This is a genomic window from Rhodococcus sp. HNM0563 (genome assembly GCF_012726195.1).
Classification (GTDB): Bacteria; Actinomycetota; Actinomycetes; order Mycobacteriales; family Mycobacteriaceae; genus Rhodococcus.
This window is the reverse complement of record NZ_JAASAF010000005.1, coordinates 16,461-39,666: the sequence shown is the minus strand read 5'-3', so window position 1 is coordinate 39,666 and position 23,206 is coordinate 16,461. Positions and strand designations below refer to the sequence as shown.

The window sequence follows — 23,206 nt, the reverse complement described above, 5'->3', positions numbered from 1 at the left end:
GTAGACACCCACATGACAGAGCCCAATCAGTCGTCCGAAGATGCCCCGCTGAGTTCCGACGAGCGCCGTGAGCTCGAACAGCTTCGGTTGGAGGTCGCGGAACTACGCGGGAAGGCCCTCGTCGACGCCCCGGCGCCTCCCCCACAGACCACGGGCGAGCCTTCCCCGCGCGGACACGCACTCCGCTGGAGCGCGGTGGTCATCCTGCTGGTGCTCGTAGGTCTGCTCGCCATCGGCTCGGTGGCCGCCCGCTTCGCGCGCAGCGAAATCCTCGACACCGACCGCTACGTGGCCATGGTGACACCGCTCGCCTCCGATCCGGTGATGCAAGGCGCGGTCACCGACCGGGTGACCGACGAGATCTTCGCCCAGGTCGACGTCGAGGGCCTCACCACGGACGCCTTGACGGCGCTGACCGAAGACAGACCGCGTCTGGAACCGGTAGTGGGTTTGGCACCGGTCATCGCCGGCCAGGCAGAGAGCTTCGTGCACGACACCGTCGGCAGCCTTGTTGCATCGGATCAGTTCGAGACCCTGTGGATCCAAGCGAACCGTACGGCGCACGACAGGCTCGCGGCGGTGTTGACCGGTGACACCCGCGGGGAGGCCATTGCGATCGACGACAGCGGGACGGTGAGCCTGAATCTCGCTCCGATCATCGAGCGAGTCAAGGCGCTCCTGGTCGAACGCGGTTTTTCTTTTGCCGACCAGATTCCGGAGATCGACAAGCAGTTCGTGTTGTTCGAATCTCCCGAACTCGTGAAAGCTCAGCGCGCCGTCAACGTCCTCGACAATGCCTCCGGTGTCCTTCCATGGCTGACGCTGCTCGTTGCTGCTGCCGCGGTCTGGGCCGCCCCACGGGGTTCGCGCCTTCGTGCGCTGTCGGCCGTGGGTGCGACTCTCGTCGTCGCCATGCTGGTCCTCGCATCGGCGATCCTCATCGGCCGGTCGCTGTATCTGGACAATCTGCCGGCCGAGGTGCGTTCGCCGGACGCTGCGGCGGTGTTGTTCGACGCCACCGCGACGCCCTTGCGGACGATGCTCCGCGCGGTGCTGGTCGCGGGGCTGGTGGTCGCGGTCGGCGCCTATCTGATCGGTGGATCGTCCTCGGCGATGGCGGTGCGTCGCGGGTTCGGTTACGGGATGAACAAGCTGAGGAACCCGAACAGCACGCGCGTGCCCAGCACCGTCGAGGTGTGGCTGGCGCACGCCCGTGTTCCGGTGCGCGCGGCGATCATCGCCGTGGCGGTGTTGGTGATCGTGTTCTGGAACTACCCGACCGGGGCGGTCGTGGGATGGACCGTGGTTCTCGCTCTGGTCGCGCTGTTGCTCCTCGAGGTCGTTGTCCGGCCGATCGTCACAAGAGCACGCGAGCCGCTCGGCTCGGCCTGACCATTACGACTGCGTGTTTCACAAGCACGCCATTCCATGAAGGGGATGTTTTGCACCATGACGAAGAAGCGTGAAGTCCTTCCGATTCCCGACCGGCAGCACCTCGGACTGGTCACGTACGACGCGAAGGACCCGGACACGGCCTTCCCGCCCATCGAACCTCTGTTACCGCCCGAGGGCGCACCGAATGTCCTGGTGGTCCTCCTCGACGACGTGGGTTTCGGCGCCAGCAGCGCGTTCGGCGGTCCGGTGCACAACCCGACCGCGGAGCGTCTGCAGCGCGGCGGTCTCACGTACAACCGGTTCCACACCACTGCCCTGTGCGCACCGACCCGCGCCGCCTTGCTCAGTGGCCGCAACCATCACTCGGTGGGAATGGGCATGATCACCGAGACGGCGACCTCGGCACCGGGGTCGTCGGGGCTTCGGCCGAACACCAAGGCGGCGTTGGCCATGACCTTGAAACTCAACGGGTATTCGACGGCCCAGTTCGGCAAGTGTCACGAGGTTCCGCCGTGGCAGACCTCTCCCGTCGGGCCGTTCGACGCGTGGCCCACCGGTGGGGGCGGCTTCGAGCACTTCTACGGCTTCATCGGCGGCGAGAACAACCAGTACTACCCCGCGCTCTACGACGGTTTCGTCCCGGTCGAGCCGGAGAAGAGCCCGGAGGACGGTTACCATCTCACCGAAGATCTCGCCGACCATGCGATCGACTGGATTCGTACTCAGAAATCACTTGCTCCGGAAAAGCCGTTCTTCGTCTATTTCGCTCCCGGCGCCACCCACGCACCCCATCATGTCCCGCCGGAATGGGCGGACAAGTACGCCGGCCGGTTCGCCGACGGCTGGGATGCGCAGCGCGAGTCGATTCTCGCGGAGCAGAAGCGGCGTGGTGTGGTGCCTGCGGACACGGAGCTGACTGCACGGCCGGATGCGATCCCCGCATGGGACGAGATGGATGAAGCACTCAAACCGGTGCTGGAACGCCAGATGGAGGTCTACGCGGGCTTCCTCGAGCACACTGACTTCCACGTCGGTCGTGTCGTCGATGCGATCGAGTCGTTGGGTGCTCTCGACAACACGCTCGTCTATTACATCGTCGGCGACAACGGCGCCTCGGCGGAGGGAACCGTCAACGGGGCGTTCAACGAGATGGCAAACTTCAATGGCCTCGCCGCTATCGAAACTCCCGAGTTCATGGCCGCGATGAAAGAGAAGCTCGGTACCCCGGAGGCCTACAACCACTATTCGGTGGGGTGGGCGTGGGCGATGTGCGCGCCCTTCCAGTGGACCAAGCAGGTCGCATCCCACTGGGGTGGTACTCGCAACGGCGCAGTCGTCCATTGGCCTGCCGGGATCCGCAGCAAGGGCCAGATCCGGTCACAGTTCACCCACGTCATCGATGTGGCGGCGACTGTGCTCGAGGCGGCCGGGTTGCCGGAACCGACCTTCGTCAACGGAGTACAGCAATCCCCGCTCGAAGGTCCGAGCATGATGTACACCTTCGACGATCCCGGCGCGCCGGAGCGGCACGACCTGCAGTACTTCGAGATGGCGGGCAACCGTGGGATCTATTTCAAGGGCTGGAGCGCGGTCACCCGGCACAGCACACCGTGGCTGCCGAACGAAGAGCTTCCGGCCCTCGACGACGATGTCTGGGAACTCTACGACGGCACGACCGACTGGTCGCAAGCACGCGATCTCGCTGCCGAAATGCCCGAGCGACTCGCGTCGTTGCAACGTCTCTGGCTGATCGAGGCGGTGAAATACAACGTGCTGCCCATCGACGACCGCCGATTCGAACGATTGAATCCGACCATCGCAGGCAGGCCGCAATTGGTGACGGGCAGCAGGCAGGTGTTGTTCCCCGGCATGAAGCGGCTCAGCGAACACAGTGTCATAGACATCAAGAACCGGTCGTTCTCCGTGACCGCGGCGATCGAGACACCGAAGGAGACGCCCGCCAACGGTGTGGTGATCGCGCAAGGTGGCCGTTTCGGCGGTTGGGCACTCTACCTACGGGAGGGTTGCGTCAAGTTCGTCTACAACCTGCTCGGAATGCATGAATTCGTCATCGGTGCCACGGAGGATCTCCCCTCCGGCGTACACCAGATTCGCGTTCATTTTGCGTATGACGGGGGTGGCCTCGCGAAGGGCGGAGACGTCACCCTCTCCATCGACGGACGCAGTGTCGGCGGGGGCCGTGTCGACCGCACTCAGCCGATGATTTTCTCCGCGGACGAGACGACGGACATCGGCGACGATTTCGGTATGCCGGTGAGCCACGACTACGCGGGCCGCAGCAAGTTCAACGGCCGCATCGACGTCGTGCAGATCGACGTCGGCGATGACGATCATTCCCATCTGATAGACCCCGCAGAGGTTGCGCGCGTCGCGACTTCACGGCAGTGAGATCTTCGTGACCTCGCCCACGGCGCCCGGTCCGTCTTGGCAGGTCGGTGCAGTGCTCAGGTACCGTCGAGTTCGTGTCCGAATATCGTCCGCCGCGCCGCGTGGCCCTGATCGTGTTGGTGATCGTCGCCGCGGGCGGATGCCTGGCTCTCGGCTATTGGCAATGGACACGCTTCGAAGCGGTCGGCGGTAACGGGCAGAATCTCGGCTACGCGTTCCAGTGGCCGGCCTTCGCGTTCTTCTGCATCTACGCGTACCGGCGATTCGTCAAGCTCGAGGCCGTAGAGGCTCAGGCCGACGACCCGGACGGCGCCCCGGCGTCGAACCCCGAGGAACCCACAGAGATCCCGGCGGATCTTCTGCCGAGCCGCCCGAAGGTCGCGATCGACGAGTCCGAGGACGCCGGAGACGATCTCGAGGCGAAGCAGGTCCAGGAGTACAACGAATACCTCGCGCAGCTCTCGCGCGGGTCCGATAGGAGCGGTCAGTGAGCACCACCCCCGAGGCGTCCGATCAGGCAGCCGCGACCCCCCGCAACGTCAGCGACGCAGATCGCAAGAAGATCGGCTCCGCGTTGCTGCGGTATCGCGTTCTCGCGTACGCCACCGGTATCTGGCTGCTCGTCCTCACCGGCGAGATGATCGCGAAGTACGTCATCGGCATCGAGAACGTGCCGTCGTGGATCGCGATCGTGCACGGTTGGGTGTATGCGGTCTACCTCGTACTCACCTTCGACCTGTCGATCAAGGTGCGCTGGCCGGTCTCCCGCACCATCGGGACGCTGCTCGCGGGCACCGTCCCGTTCCTGTCGTTCTACGTCGAACACCAGCGCACCAAGCAGGTCAAGGCCGACTTCGGGGTCTGACCGACCCCGGCCACCCACGATCAACGCGTGGGTAGCCGCACCACCTGCACGAAGAACTCGTCGATCTGTTTGACGGCCTTGATGAACTGGTCGAGGTCGACAGGTTTCGTGACGTATGCGTTGGCGTGCAACCGGTAGCTGCGCAGAATGTCCTCTTCGGCGGACGACGTGGTGAGCACGACCACCGGGATCGGCGCGAGGTCGGGGTCGGACTTGATCTGCTCGAGCACCTGCCGGCCGTCGTACTTCGGCAGATTCAGGTCGAGCAGGATCAGGTCCGGCTTGGGTGCATCAGCGTGAGCGCCTCGGCGATAGAGGAAGTCGAGTGCCTCCTCACCGTCGCGGGCAACGTGCAAGGAGTTTCCGATCTTGTTGTCCTCGAACGCTTCACGCGTCATCAGTTCGTCTCCGGGATCGTCCTCCACGAGCAGGACATCGATCGGCTTACCGGTAGGGGTCATGCTGATGCTCCTTCCAGAGCAGTGTCGGTCGCAGGTTCTTCATCGGCCTCGACCGGGATTGTGAAGCAGAAGCGAGTACCGTCGGTGTGCGCGCGGTCGATCCAGATCTCGCCACCGTGGTAATCCACGATCTTGCGGCAGAGTGCCAGTCCGATGCCGGTGCCTCCATAGGTTTCCCGACCGTGCAGACGCTGGAAGATGACGAACACCTTCTCCGCGAACTCTTCGGCGATACCGATACCGTTGTCCGTCACGCTCACCGTCCACACGGCGTCGGTCTGCTCGAATGCGATGTGCACCACCGGAGTCCTGTCGGGATGCCGGAATTTGATCGCGTTTCCTACCAGGTTCTGCCACAACATGGTCAGCAGAGTCGGATCTCCGAGGACTTCCGGGAGTGATTCTGGACGTTCGATCACGGCCTCCGAATCCTCGAGGGCTTGTTCGAGGTTGCTCAGAGCCGAATCGAGTGCCCGGTCGAGACCGACACGTACGTGCGCGTCGCTGACCCGCCCGACGCGTGAGAACGTGAGCAGATCGTTGATGAGCACCTGCATCCGCTTGGCGCCGTCCACCGCGAAGTCGATGTATTGGACGCCGCGCTCGTCGAGTTTGTCGCCGTATCGCTTCTCGAGCAGCTGGCAGAACGACGCGACCTTCCGAAGCGGCTCCTGCAGATCGTGCGACGCGACATACGCGAACTGTTCGAGTTCGGCGTTGGACCGGCGCAGGTCGATCGCCTGACTTTCGACCTGCTCGTGACGCTCGCGGGAGATCGTGAGTTCCGCTGCGAGCCGCTCACGCATGCCGTCGACATCCGCGGCGAGTGCCCTGATGTCTGCCGGTCCCTGCGGGATGATCTGCTCGTCGAATCTGCCTCCGGCGACCATGCGGGTCTGCTCCCGCAATCTGTCCAGTGGACGCACAACGAGAATCTGAACGAGCACGGTGACACCCACACCGCTGAGCAGAAATGCCGCAACCATGAAGCCGAGGACACGATCGCGCACGGTCCGCACATGCTCGAGTTCGGCGATACCTTGTGCTCTGACCTCCTCCAGATGCTTGTTCTGGATCTCGAACAGGGCCCGCAACTCGTCGAATTCCACACTGCCCGCTTCGACAGCGCCGACATCCACAGGCTGCGGATCGCCCGGGACCACGTTACTGACGAGGGGAAGGGTGTAGATCCTGCGCCATTCGTCCGCCGCGTTCTCGATTGCACCGAGGTCGTCGAGCAGCGGCCCTTCCACCCCGGGCATCGGCCCGGGACGCTCGATCAGCGCACGCATCGTGTCGGCGGCGTCCTGTTCCTCGGCCCGTCCGGTCTCGTATGGTCCGAGGAACTCGGGATCGGCGGTGATGATGTACCCGCGCGCCCCCGTCTCCTGACTGATCAACGCTGCTTGAAGCCGGTGGGCCTCGACTCGTGCGGGTTGCAGCACATCCCTCAGGTAATTGGAGACCTCGGTGGTACGGGACAGGAAGTGGCTACCGACAACGGTGCCGATCACCACAAGCACCCCCATGAAACCGAGCACCAGGAGAATCCAGCCCTGCACTGTCACCTGGGATCGTCGCGTCGTCTGCGGTGCCCCGCTCGGCACGTCCGAGGCTTCGGTGTCTGTCGGGTTCGTCATTCGGCCGGTGTCGCTTTCCCGTTCCATCGCACATGCACGACTGCTACGTCGTCGGTCAATCCGCCGTGGGCATCGGCGAGCTCTTCCGCACCCTGGATGAGAGTGTCGGCGAAGTCGTCGGGTGCGAGGTGCCCGCACCGGCGGGCGAGCTCGAGGAGTCCTTCTTCGCCGAGTCTCTGGCGTCCGGCGCCGGTGTGGCCTTCGAAGAGTCCATCGGTGAACAACACGACAGCTCCCTCGGCGGGCAGCTCCAGTCTGTGAACCGGCCACGACGCCGAACCGGGCAGGAGTCCCAGAGCGGGCCCACCGGGCGCTTCGACCCACTCCACCTCACGTCCACGACGCACGAGAATCCCGGGGTGGCCTGCTCGCATCACCGTGAAGGTTCGGCGATCGGGCGTCATGGCAAGGCTGGTGACGGTCGCGAAAACCCGGTCGGCCGCTCGCTCTGCGACAAGGATCTCTTCGAGCTTCGCCAACTGCCGTTCTCCGCTGATGCCGGTGAGAACGAGTGTGCGCCACGCGATTCGCAAACCGACGCCGAGGGCGGCCTCGTCCGGGCCGTGCCCTGCGACATCGCCGACGAGAACATGAACGGTGCCGTCTCCGGTCTGCACCACGTCGTAGAAGTCACCTCCGAGAAGGGCGGAGGCACGCCCCGGGCGGTAACGCGAGACCACTTCGAATTCGTCGGTGCACAACAGCGGGGATGGCAGCAGCCCACGCTCGAGTCGGGCGTTCTCTTGGGCGTGCAGCTGGCTGGCCTGCAACGCAGCGGCGTTCTGTTCGGCTTGTTTGCGCTGGATCGCGTAACTCACTGCGCGCCCGAACAGCTCCGGCTCGACTCTGCCCTTCACGAGGTAGTCCTGAGCGCCGACAGCTACGGCTGCGAGTCCGGTCTCTTCCTCCGCCATACCGGTGAGCACGACGATGGGGACGGATTCGGCGTATTCCTGTACCCGTGCGACAGCTTCGAGTCCGTGCGCGTCCGGGAGGTGGAGATCGAGCAACACGCAGTCGGGTAGTCCGGCCGCGAGAGCGTCACGTGCGGCAGCGAGCGACTGCACCCACACGACGTTCATCTCGGGCGCACTGTCCGCGACGAGTTCCTCGACGAGTAACGCGTCGCCGGCGTCGTCCTCGATCAGCAACAAGGACGCGGGTGATCCCGAGTTGTGCGGTCGTCCATGCGTGTGCACGGCGGTCGTCCTTCCTTCGGCGGTGGATCCCTCCCGAGGATCGGCACACCGCCGACGCCACCGTTGAACAATACCCAACCTTCTCGTACACATGTGCGCACGTCCTCAGGGCCTCTGCCTGTGCGTCTCGCATGTCCGGGCGCCATCCTGCATGATGGCCACGTGAATGAACGATCGAGCGAACATCCGCATATGGGCCTGAAGACGACCCGCTCGGATTCCGTCGCGGTGTTGTCGGTGAGTGGCGATGTCGACTTGTCGAGCGCTCCGTTGCTGGAAGAGGAAGCTCTCGGGTTGCTCGACGAGGATCTGTCCGGCCTGATCGTCGATCTCACCGATGTGCATTTCCTCGCGTCGATGGGTATGGCACTACTTGTGGACCTGTCCAAGCGCGCGGCCGACAGCGTCGCCTTCGCCGTGGTAGCAGAGGGCAACGCCACCGCGCGGCCGCTGGAGCTGCTCGGGCTCGGCGATGTCCTCTCCATCCATCCGCGCCTCGAGGACGCGCTCGCAGCCGTGAAGCCGGCGGAGATGCCTGAGAAGTAGGCAACTGCGCACGCGCTGTCCGTCTAGAACCGAGGAGCCATGCAGACTCACACCGACGGGTCCGCATCGTTCACCTCCGGGGGGATCTTCTTCCGGGGTGTGCGCGCGGACGCGACTCAGATCGCCGGCCTGCGCCAGGCTGTACGGCAATGGTTGGGGACTCTGCACCTCGAACCGGACCACGAGCATGATGTGGTGTTGGCCAGCTACGAGGCGCTGGCCAATGCGGTGGAGCATGCCTACTCGGCCGACGACGAGATGGCCACGGTAGACCTGGAAGTGACTTTTCGACCGCACGAGCGTCATCTCGAGGTGACTGTCGCCGATCACGGGCGGTGGCGCGACGCAATCCACGATCCGAATGCCTCGCGCGGGCACGGTCTCGCCCTGATTCGTAAACTCACGACGGAGATGGTGGTCACCCCGGGGTCGGACGGTACCCACGTCGCGATGCGCTGGGCGCTCTGACCATCGATGAGGTCCGGAATTCCGGACCTCCTCCCCCGGGCTCGATCTTGCTCAGAGTTCGAGGGCTCCGACGTCGGCGCGAGCACCCGCGAATTTGAGCCGGAGTTCTCGTCGTGCAGCCCGGTCGCCGAGATACTCCAGGAAACGCCGCCCCTCCGGTGTCCTCTTGATCAGCGTCGACTTCACGATGTTCTTCGCGATGACCGGTGCGACCGCCACAGGCGGTAGCGTCGGCAACCCCAGATCTTCGAGACCTCGTTTGCCGAGGAAGAATCGAAGCATGCTCAGCAGTCTCAGTCGCTCGTATCGACCGACCAGACCCGAGAATCTCCCGTAGTCGAGGGTGCGGTGACAGTCGACGAGAGCGCGGGAGAGGGCGGCCCCCGCGGGCGTGACGTCGTCCTGCACCAGCACGACGTGGTAGTTGAAGTGGTGTTGTTCGCGCTCCGTATCGAAAAGGAAGTCGTCATCGACGCCCATGAGCCATCCGATGTACTTCCACATGTGCATGATCGCGGCGGATTCCTCACGCGTGACCCGATAGCCGAGGGCGCGCGCGCCGATCAGTAGCGTGCCGTTGAACAATCCGAGTGTTGCGGCCTGGTCGGTCTGGTTGATGGGCAGTCCCCAGTGCTCGACGTCCCAACGGCCGTTCGTTTCGAACCGCTGGTTGACGAGGGCGTGCATGGCGCGCACATGCACGGTGAGCTTGAATCCGTCGCCATCACGACGCATGGCGCCGGGCTCCCCCACCGCGGTGCCCCACTTCTGGGTTTCGCCGAGGCGTCGCATCGCAGTGGATCCGGTCAGGCCGCCGGTTTCGACCAGGAGGTCGGGAGGTCCACCGAATCGGTAACCACCGATGAGCGCGAGTTGTAGCAGCACGTCGTTGCGTGTCCGCCCGATCCGCCGGAATGCGCGTGCTCCTCTGTCCAGCAGGTTCCAGTCCACCCAGTCGGGAACCTGCTCGACGTGTGAGAAGAATGCGCGGAGGGCCGCGGGGGCGTTCGGGACGGTGTCGGCCCCGTGCTCGAGTGCCTGATGGAACTGGCGCATGGTGACGCGCTCGGGGTCGTTGCGGTCGAGGCGCATGGCCTGTACGAGAGCGGCGCCCACCTCGTCGCGGGCATACATGCGGCGTCCGATCCGGTCGAGCAGTTCGTCGTCGACCTCGCGAATCTTCGCGAAACGCGTCAGAGGCCTGCCGATGGCTTCGTTACGGGGTCGGTTGCCCTCGTAGCGGCTCGGGTACGGGGATGCCTCGAGGTGCGTGTCGAGTTCCTGCGTCGTCATGTCGCTATGCTCACACGAGTGATTACTCGCATTCAATTCGCATTTCAGGCCGCGACATGACCTCGCCGGAACGACGCCGAACCCGCCGGGCACCTCGACAGGATCGCTCACGCGCAATGGTCGAGCGCATCATCGACGCAGGCCGGGCCGTACTGCTCGAACGCGGCTACGACGGTGCATCCACCAATCGCATCGCGGCGCAAGCACACATCAGTCCCGGGTCGTTGTACCAGTACTTCCCGGACAAGGACGCGATCGTCGCCGAGGTCGTAGACAGATGGACTGCGGAGTTGCACACTCGCATTTCGCGTGTGTTCACGAGGGCGCTGGAAGGCCCTGCGGAAGACTTGTCGGTGCGCGAGACACTCCTCGAATTATTGGACGCGCTCGGCGAGAATCCGCGACTGCTCCGCGTGTTGATCGAAGAGTTGCCCAAAGCTCCCGACAGTCGCCTCTCCGATTTCGAGAAGCGAATCGATGCGCTGCTCGGAATGTGGCTGCGGTTCCACCTCACCGACCGCGGTTCTCGTCCTGTCGACGCGATCGCGTGGATGTTGGTGCGCACCGTGGAGAACGTCGCGGTGTCCTACGTTCTGGAACAGCCGGACATCACCCGCGAGCAGGTGGCCGACGAACTCACCGCGATGGTCACCGCGTACCTACGTGAGATGACCGGTGGCGGGTAGCGCGTCCGGGGTGGATGCCCGGGATGCGGCAAGTCGCATCCCGGGCCGAGGGATCAGCCCGAGAATGCGGCGAGGGCGGGCACCAGCAAGGTGAGCGCGCGACCCCGGTGCGACGCGGCGTCCTTCTCTTCGGCGCTGAGTTCCGCTGCAGTGCGGTGCTCCCCTTCGGGCACGAAGACGGGGTCGTAGCCGAATCCGTTCTCGCCGCGTGGGGAACGGGCGATCGCGCCACGCCATTCACCGCGCACCACGGTCACCGCGACGTCGTCGCCGTCGGGGACTGCGAAGGCGCAGGCGGACACGAAGGCTGCCCCGCGCCGCGGATCGGGTACATCGCTCATCTGTGCGAGCACGAGCGCGGTGTTCGCAGCGTCCTCACCGTGAGTGCCGCTCCAACGCGCCGACAGCACACCGGGCATTCCCCGCAGCGCGTCGACCTCGAGACCGGAGTCGTCCGCGATGCACGCCATCCCGGTCGCGCGAGCGCCGTCTCGTGCTTTCGCGGCCGCGTTCTCCTCGAACGTCGCGCCGGTCTCGGGGGCCTCGGGGTATGGCGGGACTGCATCGAGACCGACCAGTTCGATCCCCGCGATGTCCGCCGCGTCGAGGACCCGCCGCAACTCTCGGAGCTTCTTCGCGTTCCGGCTCGCCACGAGCACCCGCGTGGCCATGTCAGGCACCGAACTTCTTCTTCGCCGGCTCGGCGACGAGGGGTTCGGGCAGAACACCCGGGTACGGCTGCTCGAGGACCTCACGCTGGATGCGGCACAGTTCTTCGATGCCACCGAGCGCCGAGTCGAGCAGTTTGTCGAGAGTCGTGCGAGGGAAGGTGGCACCCTCGCCGGTGCCCTGGATCTCGACGAGGGTTCCGGTGTCGGTGGCGATGACGTTCATGTCCACCTCTGCGCGCGAGTCCTCCTCGTACGGCAGGTCGAGCCGGACTCGGCCGTCGACGACACCGACGCTGATGGCCGCGATCTGGCACGAGAGCGGCTGCGGGTCCGCGAGGCGACCTGCCGCGCGGAGCCAGGTGACCGCGTCGGCGAGTGCCACGTAGGCGCCTGTGATGGCCGCGGTTCGGGTTCCTCCGTCGGCCTGCAGGACGTCGCAGTCGAGGGCGATGGTGTTCTCACCGATGGCGGCGAGGTCGATGCACGCCCGCAAGGAGCGACCGACGAGCCGGCTGATCTCCTGGGTACGACCGCCGACCTTGCCTTTGACCGATTCACGTCCGCTGCGGGTATGGGTTGCGGCGGGCAGCATCGCGTACTCGGCGGTGAGCCAGCCCAGACCCGATCCGCGACGCCACCGCGGCACTCCTTCTTCGACGCTAGCGGTGCACATCACGCGGGTCTGTCCGAATTCGACGAGGACCGAACCCGCGGGGTGGTTGGTGAACCCCCGGGTGATCTTGATGTTGCGGAGTTGGTCGTCTTCCCTGCCGTCTGCTCGTGTCGTCACCCGGACGAGCCTAGGGGATGCGTGTCGAACCGACTCGGAGGACCGCTTCAGATGCGGTACACGTCTCCGGAGGTCACTGCATGTACCGGACCGTGGAACTCGGCCTTCGCCTCCGCGATGACGTCCTCGCGAGACGTCCACGGGGGGATGTGGGTGAGCAGCAGTTCGCCGACCCCGGCACGGGCGGCGACCTGCCCTGCCTCGGTTCCCGAGAGATGGATGCCTTCGGGCCGCGCCCCGGGCGCGTGGGTCCAGGACGCTTCGGACAGCAGGACGTCCGCGCCACGGGCCAGCTCGACCACCTGATCGCACATGCCTGTGTCACCGGTGTAGACGAGTGTGCGACCGGAGTCGCTGGTGATGCGGAATCCGTAGGCCTCGGGTGGATGGTTGACCTTGGTGGGACTGATGGTGAGCGCACCGAAGCGGAACGTTCCGCCGTCGTTCAGGGGTCGTACGTCGAGGGTGTCGGAGACGTCATCCACCTCTCCGGCCACCTCGGCCGATGCGACACCGAGGCGTTGCGCGGTGCCGGCAGGACCGTAGACCTGGACCCTGCCGACGGGGGCATTCGGGGAGTAGCGGCGCCACACGAGGAGACCCGGAATGTCGAGGCAGTGGTCGGCGTGCAGGTGCGACAGGAGTACGGACACTTCGCCGGGGTCGGCGTGGCGTTGCAGTGCTCCGAGCACTCCCGGTCCGAAGTCGATGACCAGGGGCGGGGTGTCGGGCGCGGTGAGCAGGTACCCGGATGCGGGAGAATCCGGCCCGGCCACACTGCCCGAGCACCCCAGAACGGTCATGCGCATATGGCTCATGCTGCCATGCCGAAGGGCTCCGATGAAGCCAACACCCGGTTTCCGGCCGGACTCACAATGACAACGGAGCTGTGACCCAGGGTTCGACACCCGGTCGGGGCGTGACGGCCGTCGCTGTGCTCAGTGCACCCGGTCTGCGGTTCTCACCGATCGTGCGCGGCGCGCATCCGACGAGAGCACCCACGCCGCAATGACTCCGCCGATGGCTCCGAAGAGATGCCCCTGCCACGACACGAACGGATCGCTGGGAAGGACACCCCACAGCATGCCGCCGTAGAAGAACAGCACAACCAGCCCGAGCACGATCTGTCCGCCCTTGCGGGTGAAGATCCCGCGGATGATCAGGTAGGTCAGCCAGCCGAAGATGAGCGAGGACGCGCCGATGTGAGTGTCCCCGGAGCCGGCGAACAGCCAGGTACCGACACCGGCGACCACCCAGATGCTGGCGGTCGCCACGATGCCGCGGGTGATTCCCGACGACCACAGGACGAGGAAACCGAGGACGAGCGCGGGCACCGTGTTTGCGGTCAGGTGCGTCCAGTCACCGTGCAGGATGGGAGCGAACAGGATCCCCCAGAGTCCATCGCCGGTGCGCGCTTCGATTCCGGCGTTCTCGAAGTTCGCGGGCAGGATCCGGTCGACGATCTCGACGACGTAGAGGAACGCGACGAAGCCGCCGATCCACAGTCCGGAACGCAGCCACGTCGGCCGTTCGGTCGGTGGTGTACCTGTCGGGATGGTCATGCGTCCATTGTGACGTCTGTCCGGGTGACGTGTGGGTCTGTCGTGGTCACAGGGTCCGGGCGGACGGGAAGATGTCGAAATAGGACGGGATTCCTGCGATGGATTCGGCTGCGAGCACGGCGTCGACGATGGCGCGTTCGACCGCGTCGGCCGCGGCGACGCAGACGGCAGCGAGAATCGGCAGGTCGGCGGGGAAGGCGTCGGGCACGCCCTCCGGTGGTGGGAGCTCCGCGGTGCCGGTGGAGAGCGCGAAGAGCGTGTCGCCGTCGAGAGGCGAGTGTGCGGGTCGGATCGCCCGGGCCAGCCCGTCGTGTCCGGCCACGGCTACCCGGCGACACGCAGCTTTCGTCAGGGGTGCGTCGGTGGCGACGACACCGATGGTCGTGTTGAGCACAGTGCCTTTGTTGCCGAGCGCATTGGCGGCGGCGAGTTCGTCGGCATCAGGGACGCCGAGCCCGAGTTCGGCGGCGCGAACCGCGTCGAGCCCCCACGGTAGACCGGTGTGGGGGTCGAAGACCGACCCGACAGGATTCGCCACGACCAGCGCGGCGACGGTGACACCCGCCGCGGGCCCCGCAGTGAGGCGGACGCTCCCGGTACCGATGCCGCCTTTGAGAACACCGGCTCGTGCTGCGGTTCCAGCACCGACCGAACCTCGCCGTAGTTCCGTGTCGGTGGCCGCCACGGCCGCCGCGTGGCCGCTGTCGGCAGTCGGTCGGGTGTGCCAACGCCCGACGGGCAGATCGAAGATCACCGCGCCGGGGACGATCGGCACCACGGCACCGGGCGCGCCCATCGGGATTCCGCGGCCCTGTTCCTCGAGATAGCGCATCACTCCGTCTGCGGCAGCCAGGCCGAACGCGCTTCCCCCGGTGAGCAGGACGGCGTCGACGTGCTGAACCGAGTGACTCGGGTCGAGCAGGTCGGTTTCGCGGGTGCCCGGCCCTCCGCCGCGCACATCGACCGCCCCGACCGTGGGTCGGTCCGCGAGGATCACGGTGCAGCCGGTGGCGGCTCCGGTGCCGGGTTGCTCTCCGGCGACGGTGACGTGGTCGTCGAGTTGCTGCCAGTGCCCGACACGAAGGCCCGGCACGTCGAGCAGGGAATCCGTGGGGCCGGGGGTCATGGCAGCAGTGCCTGGACGAGCGAGTCCTGCATCCAGGTCAGCCAGTGGTAGACGTCGAGGTGCGGTGCGCGGGGGTCGTCGTCATCGAGGGTTTCGGGAGTGTCGGCGTCGATGCCGAGCGTGGTACCCAACGCGAGTCGTACGTCGTTGAGCCCGTACAGCCAGGCTTCGGCCTGTTCCGGGTTGAGAACGACCTTTCCGCCGTCCTCGGGAACGGTCCGAAGGATGACGGCTCCGGCGGCCAGTTTCGCGTCGATGATGCTCGGCTCGTGGAGGCTGCGGAGCGCACCGTTGAGGTCGCCGGCCTCGTCGTCGGGGTTGACTTCGGCGTCCGCGTCGGGTCGGTGGAAATCGGGAAGCAGACGCTCGAGCGCGGGTATCTCGGGTGGGGTCGAGTTACCTGTGCGCAGCCCGGTGAGTTCCGCCAGATCGTCCTGAGGTGCCTGCGCGGAACGATCCTCGAGCATCCCGAGCACCGATGCGACGAGGGAGCGCAGTACGGAGGCCTCGTGGCCGTCCATCTCCGAGCGAAGTTTGGGGCCGCTCAGCGAATTCTTCCTGGTCCACTGCCGCACGTCGGTCGGATCCTCCTGTAGGCGCCTTATTCGTCTCGTTGCATCGTGGCCCACAGCCCTGCGGCATGTAGACGCTGTACATCGTGTTCCATCTTGTCACGGGACCCACTCGACACAACGGCTCTACCTTCGTTGTGCACCTTGAGCATGAGTTCGGTGGCTTTGGCCTTGCTGTAGCCGAAAAGCTTCTGGAAGATGAACGTCACATAGTGCATGAGGTTGACGGGGTCGTCCCACACAACCGTCACCCACGGTCGATCGACCGCCTCGGCTTCTTCGACGACTTCCGCTTCGGCAGGCATGGCCTGGCCCGCGGTGATCAAGTGGACGTCGAGGGGGGTTGTCCTGGAACACGGCGCCATGCGTCAAGGGTACGGCGTTCTCGCGGCTCGAAAAACCCGCCGTCACCGCGCTCGCTCTAGAGTGAGCGGATGGCTGTCACATCCGCCGGTACGAAGCCGGTGAGCACCGCACTGTTCACGGACAAATACGAACTGACGATGCTCGAAGCCGCACTGGCCGACGGCTCCGGCAGCCGGCCCTGCGTCTTCGAATTGTTCGCCCGCAAGCTTCCGGCCGGCCGCCGGTACGGTGTGGTCGCGGGCACCGGGCGGTTGCTCGATGCTCTACCTGCATTCCGATTCGGCGACGCCGAACTCGCTGTGGCGGCGGAGTTCCTCGAACCGTCGACCGTCGACTGGTTGCGCAATTTCCGGTTCAGCGGCGACATCGACGGCTATCGCGAAGGCGACTTCTATTTTCCCGGCTCGCCGATCCTGTCCGTCCACGGCACGTTCGCCGAATGCGTCCTGCTCGAGACGCTGGCTCTGTCGATCTTCAATCACGACAGCGCTATCGCATCCGCTGCGGCGCGCATGGTGAGCGTGGCCGACGGCCGCACATTGATCGAGATGGGTTCGCGCCGCGCGCACGAGGAAGCAGCCGTATCGGCAGCGCGCGCGGCGTACCTTGCGGGATTCGACTCGACATCCAACCTCGAAGCCGCGCGTCGCTACGGTGTTCCCGCAGCCGGAACCGCTGCCCACGCGTTCACGCTTCTGCACACCACTGCGCACGGCCGCGACGAGGCGTCGGCGTTCCGCAGTCAGATCGAGTCGCTCGGTGTCGGTACGACCCTGCTCGTCGACACCTACGACATCACGCAGGGTGTGGCGACGGCGATCGAGGTGGCGGGTCCCGAGCTCGGTGGTGTCCGGATCGACTCCGGCGATCTCGGGGTCCTTGCACGTCAGGTGCGTAGGCAGCTCGACGGCCTCGGTGCTCGGCGGACGAAGATCGTCATGTCCGGCGACCTGGACGAATACGCAATCGCCGGACTGCGTGCCGAGCCGGTCGACGCCTACGGAGTGGGGACCTCCGCGGTCACGGGTTCGGGTGCACCGACCGCGGGAATGGTCTACAAGCTCGTCGAGGTCGACGGTATTCCGGTCGAGAAACGCAGTACGGCCAAGGAATCGCGGGGCGGCGCGAAGCGCGCCGTGCGGTACGCGCGCAGCACCGGCACCCTCGTCGAAGAGGTCGTCTACCCCGTACACCTCGAGGTGCCGACGGGTGAGGGTCGGTCTGCGACCGACCTGACGGTTCCGCTGGTTCGCGGTGGCGAGCCGGTCCCCGGTCTCCCTACCCTGGAGGACAGCAGGGAGTACCTGAGGCGTTCGATGGTGAGTCTGCCGTGGGAAGGGCTGACGATTTCGGCCGGCGACCCGGCGATTCCCACTCGTTTCGTGACTTCGACGGAGCAGAGGTGAGGTCGGTGCGAGCACTACTCGTGGTCGATGTGCAGAACGATTTCTGCGAGGGCGGCGCGCTCGCGGTGACCGGTGGCACCGCGGTCGCTTCCGCCATCACGTGTTTCCTCACCGAGCGTGGGGACGATTACTCCCATGTGGTCGCAACACGCGACCATCACATCGATCCGGGTGAGCACTTCTCGGACGAGCCCGACTTCGTCGATACCTGGCCGCCGCACTGTCGCGCTGATTCCGTCGGGGCCCGGTTCCATCCGGATCTGGAGCTGTCCCGGATCGAAGCGGTGTTCTCGAAGGGCGCGTACGAGGCCGCGTATTCCGGTTTCGAAGGTGTCGACGAGTCGGGGCAGCCCCTCGCGCAGTGGTTGCGCGAGCGCGGTGTGACGGACGTCGACGTCGTCGGGATCGCCACCGATCATTGTGTGCGTGCGACCGCGTTGGATGCCGTCGAGGCGGGATTCGGGACGCGGGTGCTGCTGGGGTACACGGCCGGTGTCGCCGAGGCGACCGTCGAGTCCGCGCTCGATCAGATGCGCAGCGCAGGCGTCGAGCTGGTCGAATGGGTCGGCGCCGAAATCTGACGGTGGGTCCCGCTACCCTGGCTCGGTGCCTGAACTCCCCGATGTCCCCGAATTGCTACGTACCGCGGTGCACGCTCTGGGCGGTAGGGAGCGGCGCAATCAGCTGACCATGGCGTCCGCGGTCGCACACAGCATCGACACCGGTGAGCACCTCGCGGTGCAGGCGGGCACCGGCACGGGCAAGTCGCTCGCGTACCTCGTTCCGAGCATCCGGTACGCGGTACAGACCGGCCGCACGGTTGTCGTGTCCACCGCGACGATCGCGCTGCAACGTCAGCTCGTCGACCGCGATCTTCCGCGTCTCGCCGAGGCACTCGAGGACGCCCTCGGCCGGAGACCTCGCTTCGCGATCCTCAAGGGCCGCGGAAACTATCTCTGCCTGAACAAGATCCACACGGGTCTCGCCGAGGAGGCACCGGCCGAGGCCCAGCTCTTCGACGCGTTCACACTCTCACGCATCGGCCGCGAGGTGCGCCGCGTGACGGAATGGTCGTCGAGCACGGAAACCGGCGACCGCGACGACCTCTCCCCTGGCGTCTCCGACCAGGCGTGGCGTCAGCTCAGTGTCACCGCACGCGAATGCCTCGGCAAGGCACGCTGCCCGGTCAGCGACGATTGCTTCGCCGAGATCGCACGCACCGAGGCCTCACAGGTCGATGTGGTGGTCACCAACCACGCGCTTCTCGCGATCGACGCCATCACGGGGCTCGCGATCCTGCCCGAACACGACGTCGTGGTCATCGACGAAGCGCACGAACTCGTCGACCGGGTCACGGGCGTCGCCACCGCCGAGTTGTCGGGCAGCAGTATCTCCGCAGCCGCGCGGCGCTGCGTCAAACTCGTCGAGGACGAGGACGTCGACCGGCTCGAAGGTGCTGCCGAGAACTGGGAGTCGCTGCTCGAGGAGCTTCCTGCCGCGCGGTGGGATTCGATGCCCGAGGGCGCGGCAGCTGCTCTGGCGTCGATCCGCGATGCCGCGTGGGCCGTGCATACCGCAATCGGGCCGGCGAAGCCCGGCACCGACCCGGAGGCCGCTGCAGCCCGCAGCCAGGCTCTCTCCGAGATCGACGACGTGCACGATTGCGCGGTGCGGGCTTTGACGACGTTCGAGCAGCCCGATCCCGCACAACGTCAGGATGTGGTGTGGCTGGCGGCCGACGAGTTCCGCGGCAATGTGCGCCGCACGGTGCGGATCGCGCCGTTGTCGGTCGGGGGTCTGCTGAGGTCTCGACTGTTCAGCGAGTCGACGGTGGTGCTCACCTCTGCGACGCTCACGGTCGGCGGATCGTTCGACGGTCTGGCCGTCAATTGGGGGCTGCCCCCGCAGGCCCTGTCACGCAGCGAGACCACTGCCGCATCGGGGGCCGAACCACCCGCCGACAACAGTGATCCGAAGTGGAATGCCGTTGATGTCGGATCCCCGTTCGATCACGCCAAATCCGGGATTCTGTACATCGCGAAGCACCTGACGCCTCCCGGCCGCGACGGGCTGTCACCGTCTCATCTCGACGAGATCGCCGAGCTGGTCACGGCCGCGGGTGGTCGCACGCTGGGTCTGTTCTCGTCGATGCGGGCGGCGAAGGCCGCCACCGAAGCTCTGCGCGAGCGGATCGACACCCCGATTCTGTGCCAGGGCGACGATTCCACGGGTGCGTTGGTCGACAAGTTCGCGGCCGACGAAGCGACGTCGCTGTTCGGCACCCTGTCGCTGTGGCAGGGCGTCGATGTGCCGGGCCGGTCGCTCTCGCTCGTCCTCATCGACCGGATTCCGTTCCCCCGCCCCGACGATCCGCTGCTGGTCGCCCGGCAGCGTGCCGTCGAGTCCCGCGGCGGCAACGGGTTCATGGCCGTCGCAGCGAACCATGCTGCACTACTGCTCGCTCAGGGTGTCGGCAGGTTGTTGCGGTCGACCGACGATCGAGGGGTCGTTGCCGTGCTCGACTCGCGCCTGGCCACGGCCCGTTACGGTGGCTATCTGCGCGCATCGCTCCCGCCGTTCTGGGAGACCGCCGACCCTCAGGTCGCCCGCAAGTCGCTCTCCCGGCTCACCGGTTCGTGAAGGTGTGGTTCCGGAGCCCGGATTCCGAGCCAGGATTCCGGGCCCGGAACCACACTTTCTCGACTTACGGCAGTGCGACCATGCCGAACTCGGCTGGGGTCGCCATCAGGTCGTGGTGCGGGAGTACCCGGACGGTGTATCCGACCGCCCCGGAGAGTGGCAGCGGTACGTCGACGGTGAACTCTTCCCCGAGCGGGTCGGAGCCGGAGTGTTTCATCGCCACCGTCACTGTGTCCGTGAGGGTGTCGTCCGATCCGACCTTGCCGAACACCGCCTGTACCTGCACATCGTCGGGCGACAGTCCGCCGAGTTGGACGTGGGCGATCAGGCCGAGGCTCGATCCGATCACCGGGCTTTCCGGCAATCCGTGACTGTCGACCTGCGCGACCCGTACCGCCGGCCATGCGGAGTCGATGCGATGCCGGTAATCGGCCAGCGCCTTGGCCCCCGCGAAGTCGTCGGCGACGATTTCGCGCGCCGCCTCCGCAGCGGGTGTGTAGTAGTCGACGGCGTAGTCGCGCACCATGCGTGAGGCGAGGACCTTGGGCCCGAGGTTCTCCAGGGTATGACGCACCATCTCGATCCATCGGGTGGGCACGTCTTGATCATCACGCTCGTAGAAGCGGGGCAGTACCGAGCGTTCGAGCAGCTCGTACAGGGCTCCGGCTTCGAGGTCGTCGCGTCGTACGTCGTCGACGCCGTCGGCGGTCGGGATGGCCCATCCGTTCTCGCCGTCGAACATCTCGTCCCACCATCCGTCGCGGATGGACAGGTTCAGTCCGCCGTTGAGCGCAGATTTCATGCCCGACGTTCCGCATGCTTCGAGCGGGCGCAGCGGGTTGTTGAGCCAGACGTCGCATCCCCAGTACAGGAAGCGCGCCATCGACATGTCGTAGTCGGGCAGGAACACTATGCGGTGCCGCACGTCGTGTTGGTCGGCGAAGCGCACGATCTGCTGTATCAGACCCTTTCCGCCGTCGTCGGCGGGATGGCTCTTGCCTGCGACGACGAGCTGCACGGGCCGTTCCTCGTCGAGCAGCAGGGCGCGCAGTCGTTCGGGGTCGCGCAGCATCAGTGTCAGCCGCTTGTAGGTGGGCACGCGGCGCGCGAAGCCGACGGTGAGGGCGCCCGGATCGAAGACGGTGCCGACCCACCCGAGCTCGGCCTCGGTGGCTCCGCGTTCGAGCCACGAGTTGCGCAGACGGCGTCGCACCTCGTCGACGAGCTGTCCGCGCAGCACGTTGCGGGTGGACCACAGTTCGGCCGGGTCGACACCCTGCAGCAGCTCCCAGCCGCGGGCTTCCTCGACGCGATCCGGGCCGGCGAGCCGATTGGCGAGGGTGATCCATTCGCGGGCGGCCCAGGTAGGTGCGTGGACGCCGTTGGTCACGGACCCGATAGGCACTTCGGCGGCATCGAATCCGGGCCACAGCCCCTCGAACATCCCTCGGCTGACCTCACCGTGCAGTCGGGACACACCGTTGGATCGCTGTCCGAGACGCAGACCCAGATGAGCCATGTTGAACACGTGGGGGTCGTCCTCGCGACCGAGCGCAAGGATCCGGTCGACCGGCAGGCCGGGCAGCAAAGCCGATTCGTTCTCTCCGTTGGGGCCCGCGAAGTAGTGACGAACGAGGTCGATCGGGAAACGGTCGATGCCTGCGGGCACCGGGGTGTGGGTGGTGAACACCGTTCCGGCCCGCACCGCGGCGAGGGCTTCGTCGAAGTCGAGGCCGGTGGTGGTGACGAGTTCGCGGATTCGTTCTGCCCCGAGGAACCCGGCGTGGCCCTCGTTCATGTGGAACACCTCGGGATCGGGAAGCCCGTGGATACGGGTATAGGCGCGCACGGCCCGCACCCCGCCGATGCCCGCGAGGATCTCCTGTTTGATGCGGTGGTCCTGCCCGCCGCCGTACAAGCGATCGGTGACCTTGCACATGTCCTCGTCGTTGCTCGCGATGTCGGAATCGAGGAGCAGCAGCGGCACGCGGCCCACCTGAGCGATCCACACCCGTGCATCGAGGGTGCGGGCACCGGGCACATCGACACGCACGAGCGCCGGGGTGCCGTCGGATTCGGTGAGGAGCCGCAGCGGCAGCCCCTGGGGGTCGTACGACGGGTAGTGCTCGAGCTGCCAGCCGTCGGCACTCAGCGACTGTTTGAAGTAGCCGGAGCGATACAGCAATCCGACGCCGATGAGTGGCACTCCCAGATCGGAGGCGGCCTTGAGGTGGTCGCCTGCGAGGATGCCGAGCCCGCCCGAGTAGTTCGGAAGGACCTCGGTGACACCGAATTCCATCGAGAAGTACGCGATGCCCTCTGGCAGGGCGGTGCCGCGTTCGCGTTGGAGCTGGTACCAGGCCGGGCGCGACAGATAGTGGTCGAGATCCGCGGCGGCCGCTTCGAGCCGCGCGAGGAATTCACTGTCGGTGGCCAATGCATCGAGCCGCGACGGAGCGATCTCACCGAGCAGTCGGACCGGGTCCTCGTCGACCTTCGCCCACAGTTCAGGGTCGATGGACGCGAACAAATCTTGTGTCTGCGGGTGCCACGACCAGCGCAGATTGGTTGTCAGTGCCTCCAGCGCGGCGAGCGGCTCGGGCAGGTGGGCTCGGACAGTGAACCGACGCAAGGCTTTCACCCCGCGAATCCTACCCAGGTTCTCTTGTGTGCGACGGGTGTGGAACTTGCGGCCGTCGAGCTCACTGCGGCGGGGCCGTCCGACACGTGCGACGGCCCCGCGACACACGCCACGGGGCCGTCAGTACTTCTACGGCCGACCCGCGCGCGGGTCGGCCGACGGGTCAGAGTCCGCCGAGCAGAAGGTGCAGCAAATCCCCGACAACCCCGATCAATCCGGCAACCAGACCCATGATGTTCATCCCTCCGTTTGCGCCCTGTCGGACGTCTGTGTGCATTACGAAATCGACGCTAGGTGGCGACGTATTGCCGTCCGGTCAACTGACGTAACCCGCGAGTAACGGATACGGGCAGTCATAACAAAGGGTGCGTTTCGCCCTTTCCGAATGCATGGCCGGGAACTCTGCTGCCGCCTGGAATAGGGTTGTGGTCGCACACCCACGGTTCATTTTCGGCGCGGGCCACCCGCCC

At 66.0% G+C, this 23,206-nt stretch carries 22 protein-coding genes; 10 read left to right on the top strand and 12 right to left on the bottom strand.

What is annotated here, in order from left to right:
- Positions 1 to 12: 12 nt before the first annotated feature.
- The 4 genes from HCA61_RS12410 (at position 13) to HCA61_RS12395 (ending at position 4,669) form a co-directional block, all read left to right on the top strand.
- The gene (locus HCA61_RS12410) at positions 13 to 1,392 is read left to right on the top strand and encodes a hypothetical protein (RefSeq protein ID WP_169688512.1); all 1,380 of its coding nucleotides are present in this window, start codon (positions 13 to 15) and stop codon (positions 1,390 to 1,392) included.
- Between the two features lie 57 nt (positions 1,393 to 1,449).
- Complete coding sequence (locus HCA61_RS12405; protein WP_169688511.1) at positions 1,450 to 3,804, top strand: arylsulfatase; 2,355 nt, start codon at positions 1,450 to 1,452, stop codon at positions 3,802 to 3,804.
- Positions 3,805 to 3,878: 74 nt separating this feature from the next.
- Entirely contained in the window at positions 3,879 to 4,295 is a 417-nt protein-coding gene (locus tag HCA61_RS12400; RefSeq protein ID WP_169688510.1) for a transcriptional regulator, read from the top strand.
- Positions 4,292 to 4,669 (top strand): DUF3817 domain-containing protein, encoded by a 378-nt coding sequence (locus tag HCA61_RS12395; RefSeq protein ID WP_169688509.1) that lies wholly within the window; start codon positions 4,292 to 4,294, stop codon positions 4,667 to 4,669. Before HCA61_RS12400 ends, HCA61_RS12395 begins: the two co-directional genes overlap by 4 nt.
- 20 nt (positions 4,670 to 4,689) lie before the next feature.
- Here the strand turns inward: HCA61_RS12395 and HCA61_RS12390 are convergent, their stop codons facing one another.
- The 3 genes from HCA61_RS12390 to HCA61_RS12380 are packed head-to-tail and all read right to left on the bottom strand — an operon-like array spanning position 4,690 to position 7,969.
- Complete coding sequence (locus HCA61_RS12390) at positions 4,690 to 5,130, bottom strand: response regulator (protein WP_169688508.1); 441 nt, start codon at positions 5,128 to 5,130, stop codon at positions 4,690 to 4,692.
- Complete coding sequence (locus tag HCA61_RS12385) at positions 5,127 to 6,770, bottom strand: sensor histidine kinase (protein ID WP_206040012.1); 1,644 nt, start codon at positions 6,768 to 6,770, stop codon at positions 5,127 to 5,129. Before HCA61_RS12385 ends, HCA61_RS12390 begins: the two co-directional genes overlap by 4 nt.
- Entirely contained in the window at positions 6,767 to 7,969 is a 1,203-nt protein-coding gene (locus tag HCA61_RS12380; protein ID WP_346777556.1) for a fused response regulator/phosphatase, read from the bottom strand. The genes HCA61_RS12385 and HCA61_RS12380 overlap by 4 nt, the downstream gene beginning before the upstream one ends.
- A 162-nt stretch (positions 7,970 to 8,131) precedes the next feature.
- On the opposite strand from HCA61_RS12380, the gene HCA61_RS12375 reads away from it, so the two are divergent.
- Together HCA61_RS12375 and HCA61_RS12370 are read left to right on the top strand one after the other, a co-directional pair.
- Entirely contained in the window at positions 8,132 to 8,515 is a 384-nt protein-coding gene (locus HCA61_RS12375) for an STAS domain-containing protein (RefSeq protein ID WP_169688506.1), read from the top strand.
- 39 nt (positions 8,516 to 8,554) lie between these two features.
- Complete coding sequence (locus tag HCA61_RS12370; RefSeq protein ID WP_169688505.1) at positions 8,555 to 8,983, top strand: ATP-binding protein; 429 nt, start codon at positions 8,555 to 8,557, stop codon at positions 8,981 to 8,983.
- A 51-nt stretch (positions 8,984 to 9,034) separates the two neighbouring features.
- On the opposite strand, the gene HCA61_RS12365 is transcribed toward HCA61_RS12370, so the two are convergent.
- Positions 9,035 to 10,276, bottom strand: a complete 1,242-nt coding sequence (locus HCA61_RS12365; RefSeq protein ID WP_169688504.1) for an oxygenase MpaB family protein — start codon at positions 10,274 to 10,276, stop codon at positions 9,035 to 9,037.
- Between the two features lie 116 nt (positions 10,277 to 10,392).
- Between HCA61_RS12365 and HCA61_RS12360 the strand changes: the two genes are divergently transcribed.
- Complete coding sequence (locus tag HCA61_RS12360; RefSeq protein ID WP_169688503.1) at positions 10,393 to 10,962, top strand: TetR/AcrR family transcriptional regulator; 570 nt, start codon at positions 10,393 to 10,395, stop codon at positions 10,960 to 10,962.
- Between the two features lie 53 nt (positions 10,963 to 11,015).
- On the opposite strand, the gene rdgB is transcribed toward HCA61_RS12360, so the two are convergent.
- From rdgB to clpS, 7 genes are all read right to left on the bottom strand, one after another.
- Positions 11,016 to 11,633, bottom strand: a complete 618-nt coding sequence (gene rdgB, locus HCA61_RS12355) for an RdgB/HAM1 family non-canonical purine NTP pyrophosphatase (RefSeq protein ID WP_169688502.1) — start codon at positions 11,631 to 11,633, stop codon at positions 11,016 to 11,018.
- 1 nt (position 11,634) lies between these two features.
- Positions 11,635 to 12,423 (bottom strand): ribonuclease PH, encoded by a 789-nt coding sequence (rph, locus tag HCA61_RS12350; protein WP_169688501.1) that lies wholly within the window; start codon positions 12,421 to 12,423, stop codon positions 11,635 to 11,637.
- Between the two features lie 47 nt (positions 12,424 to 12,470).
- Positions 12,471 to 13,232, bottom strand: a complete 762-nt coding sequence (locus tag HCA61_RS12345; RefSeq protein WP_169688500.1) for a cyclic nucleotide-degrading phosphodiesterase — start codon at positions 13,230 to 13,232, stop codon at positions 12,471 to 12,473.
- Positions 13,233 to 13,361: 129 nt separating this feature from the next.
- Positions 13,362 to 13,985, bottom strand: coding sequence for a rhomboid family intramembrane serine protease (locus tag HCA61_RS12340; RefSeq protein ID WP_169688499.1), 624 nt, complete (start codon positions 13,983 to 13,985; stop codon positions 13,362 to 13,364).
- Between the two features lie 46 nt (positions 13,986 to 14,031).
- The gene (locus tag HCA61_RS12335) at positions 14,032 to 15,111 is read right to left on the bottom strand and encodes a P1 family peptidase (protein ID WP_169688498.1); all 1,080 of its coding nucleotides are present in this window, start codon (positions 15,109 to 15,111) and stop codon (positions 14,032 to 14,034) included.
- Entirely contained in the window at positions 15,108 to 15,686 is a 579-nt protein-coding gene (locus HCA61_RS12330; protein WP_169688497.1) for a DUF2017 domain-containing protein, read from the bottom strand. Before HCA61_RS12330 ends, HCA61_RS12335 begins: the two co-directional genes overlap by 4 nt.
- Positions 15,687 to 15,712: 26 nt before the next feature.
- Complete coding sequence (clpS, locus tag HCA61_RS12325) at positions 15,713 to 15,988, bottom strand: ATP-dependent Clp protease adapter ClpS (RefSeq protein WP_240959340.1); 276 nt, start codon at positions 15,986 to 15,988, stop codon at positions 15,713 to 15,715.
- A gap of 129 nt (positions 15,989 to 16,117) precedes the next feature.
- Here clpS and HCA61_RS12320 point away from each other — a divergent pair, with 129 nt between their 5' ends.
- Genes HCA61_RS12320 through HCA61_RS12310 form a run of 3 tightly spaced genes read left to right on the top strand, consistent with a single transcriptional unit; the run spans position 16,118 to position 20,095 of the window.
- Positions 16,118 to 17,455 carry a nicotinate phosphoribosyltransferase gene (locus HCA61_RS12320; protein ID WP_169688495.1) on the top strand — a complete coding sequence of 446 codons (1,338 nt, stop codon included), beginning with the start codon at positions 16,118 to 16,120 and terminating at the stop codon, positions 17,453 to 17,455.
- Between the two features lie 5 nt (positions 17,456 to 17,460).
- Positions 17,461 to 18,036, top strand: coding sequence for a nicotinamidase (locus HCA61_RS12315; protein WP_169688884.1), 576 nt, complete (start codon positions 17,461 to 17,463; stop codon positions 18,034 to 18,036).
- Positions 18,037 to 18,061: 25 nt separating this feature from the next.
- A complete protein-coding gene (locus tag HCA61_RS12310) occupies positions 18,062 to 20,095 on the top strand; it encodes an ATP-dependent DNA helicase (RefSeq protein ID WP_169688494.1) in 2,034 nt (677 codons plus the stop codon).
- A 64-nt stretch (positions 20,096 to 20,159) separates the two neighbouring features.
- Here HCA61_RS12310 and glgP read toward each other — a convergent pair whose 3' ends face one another.
- Positions 20,160 to 22,736: an alpha-glucan family phosphorylase gene (gene glgP / locus HCA61_RS12305; protein WP_169688493.1), complete on the bottom strand. Its 2,577-nt coding sequence runs from the start codon at positions 22,734 to 22,736 to the stop codon at positions 20,160 to 20,162.
- Between the last annotated feature and the right edge of the window lie 470 nt (positions 22,737 to 23,206).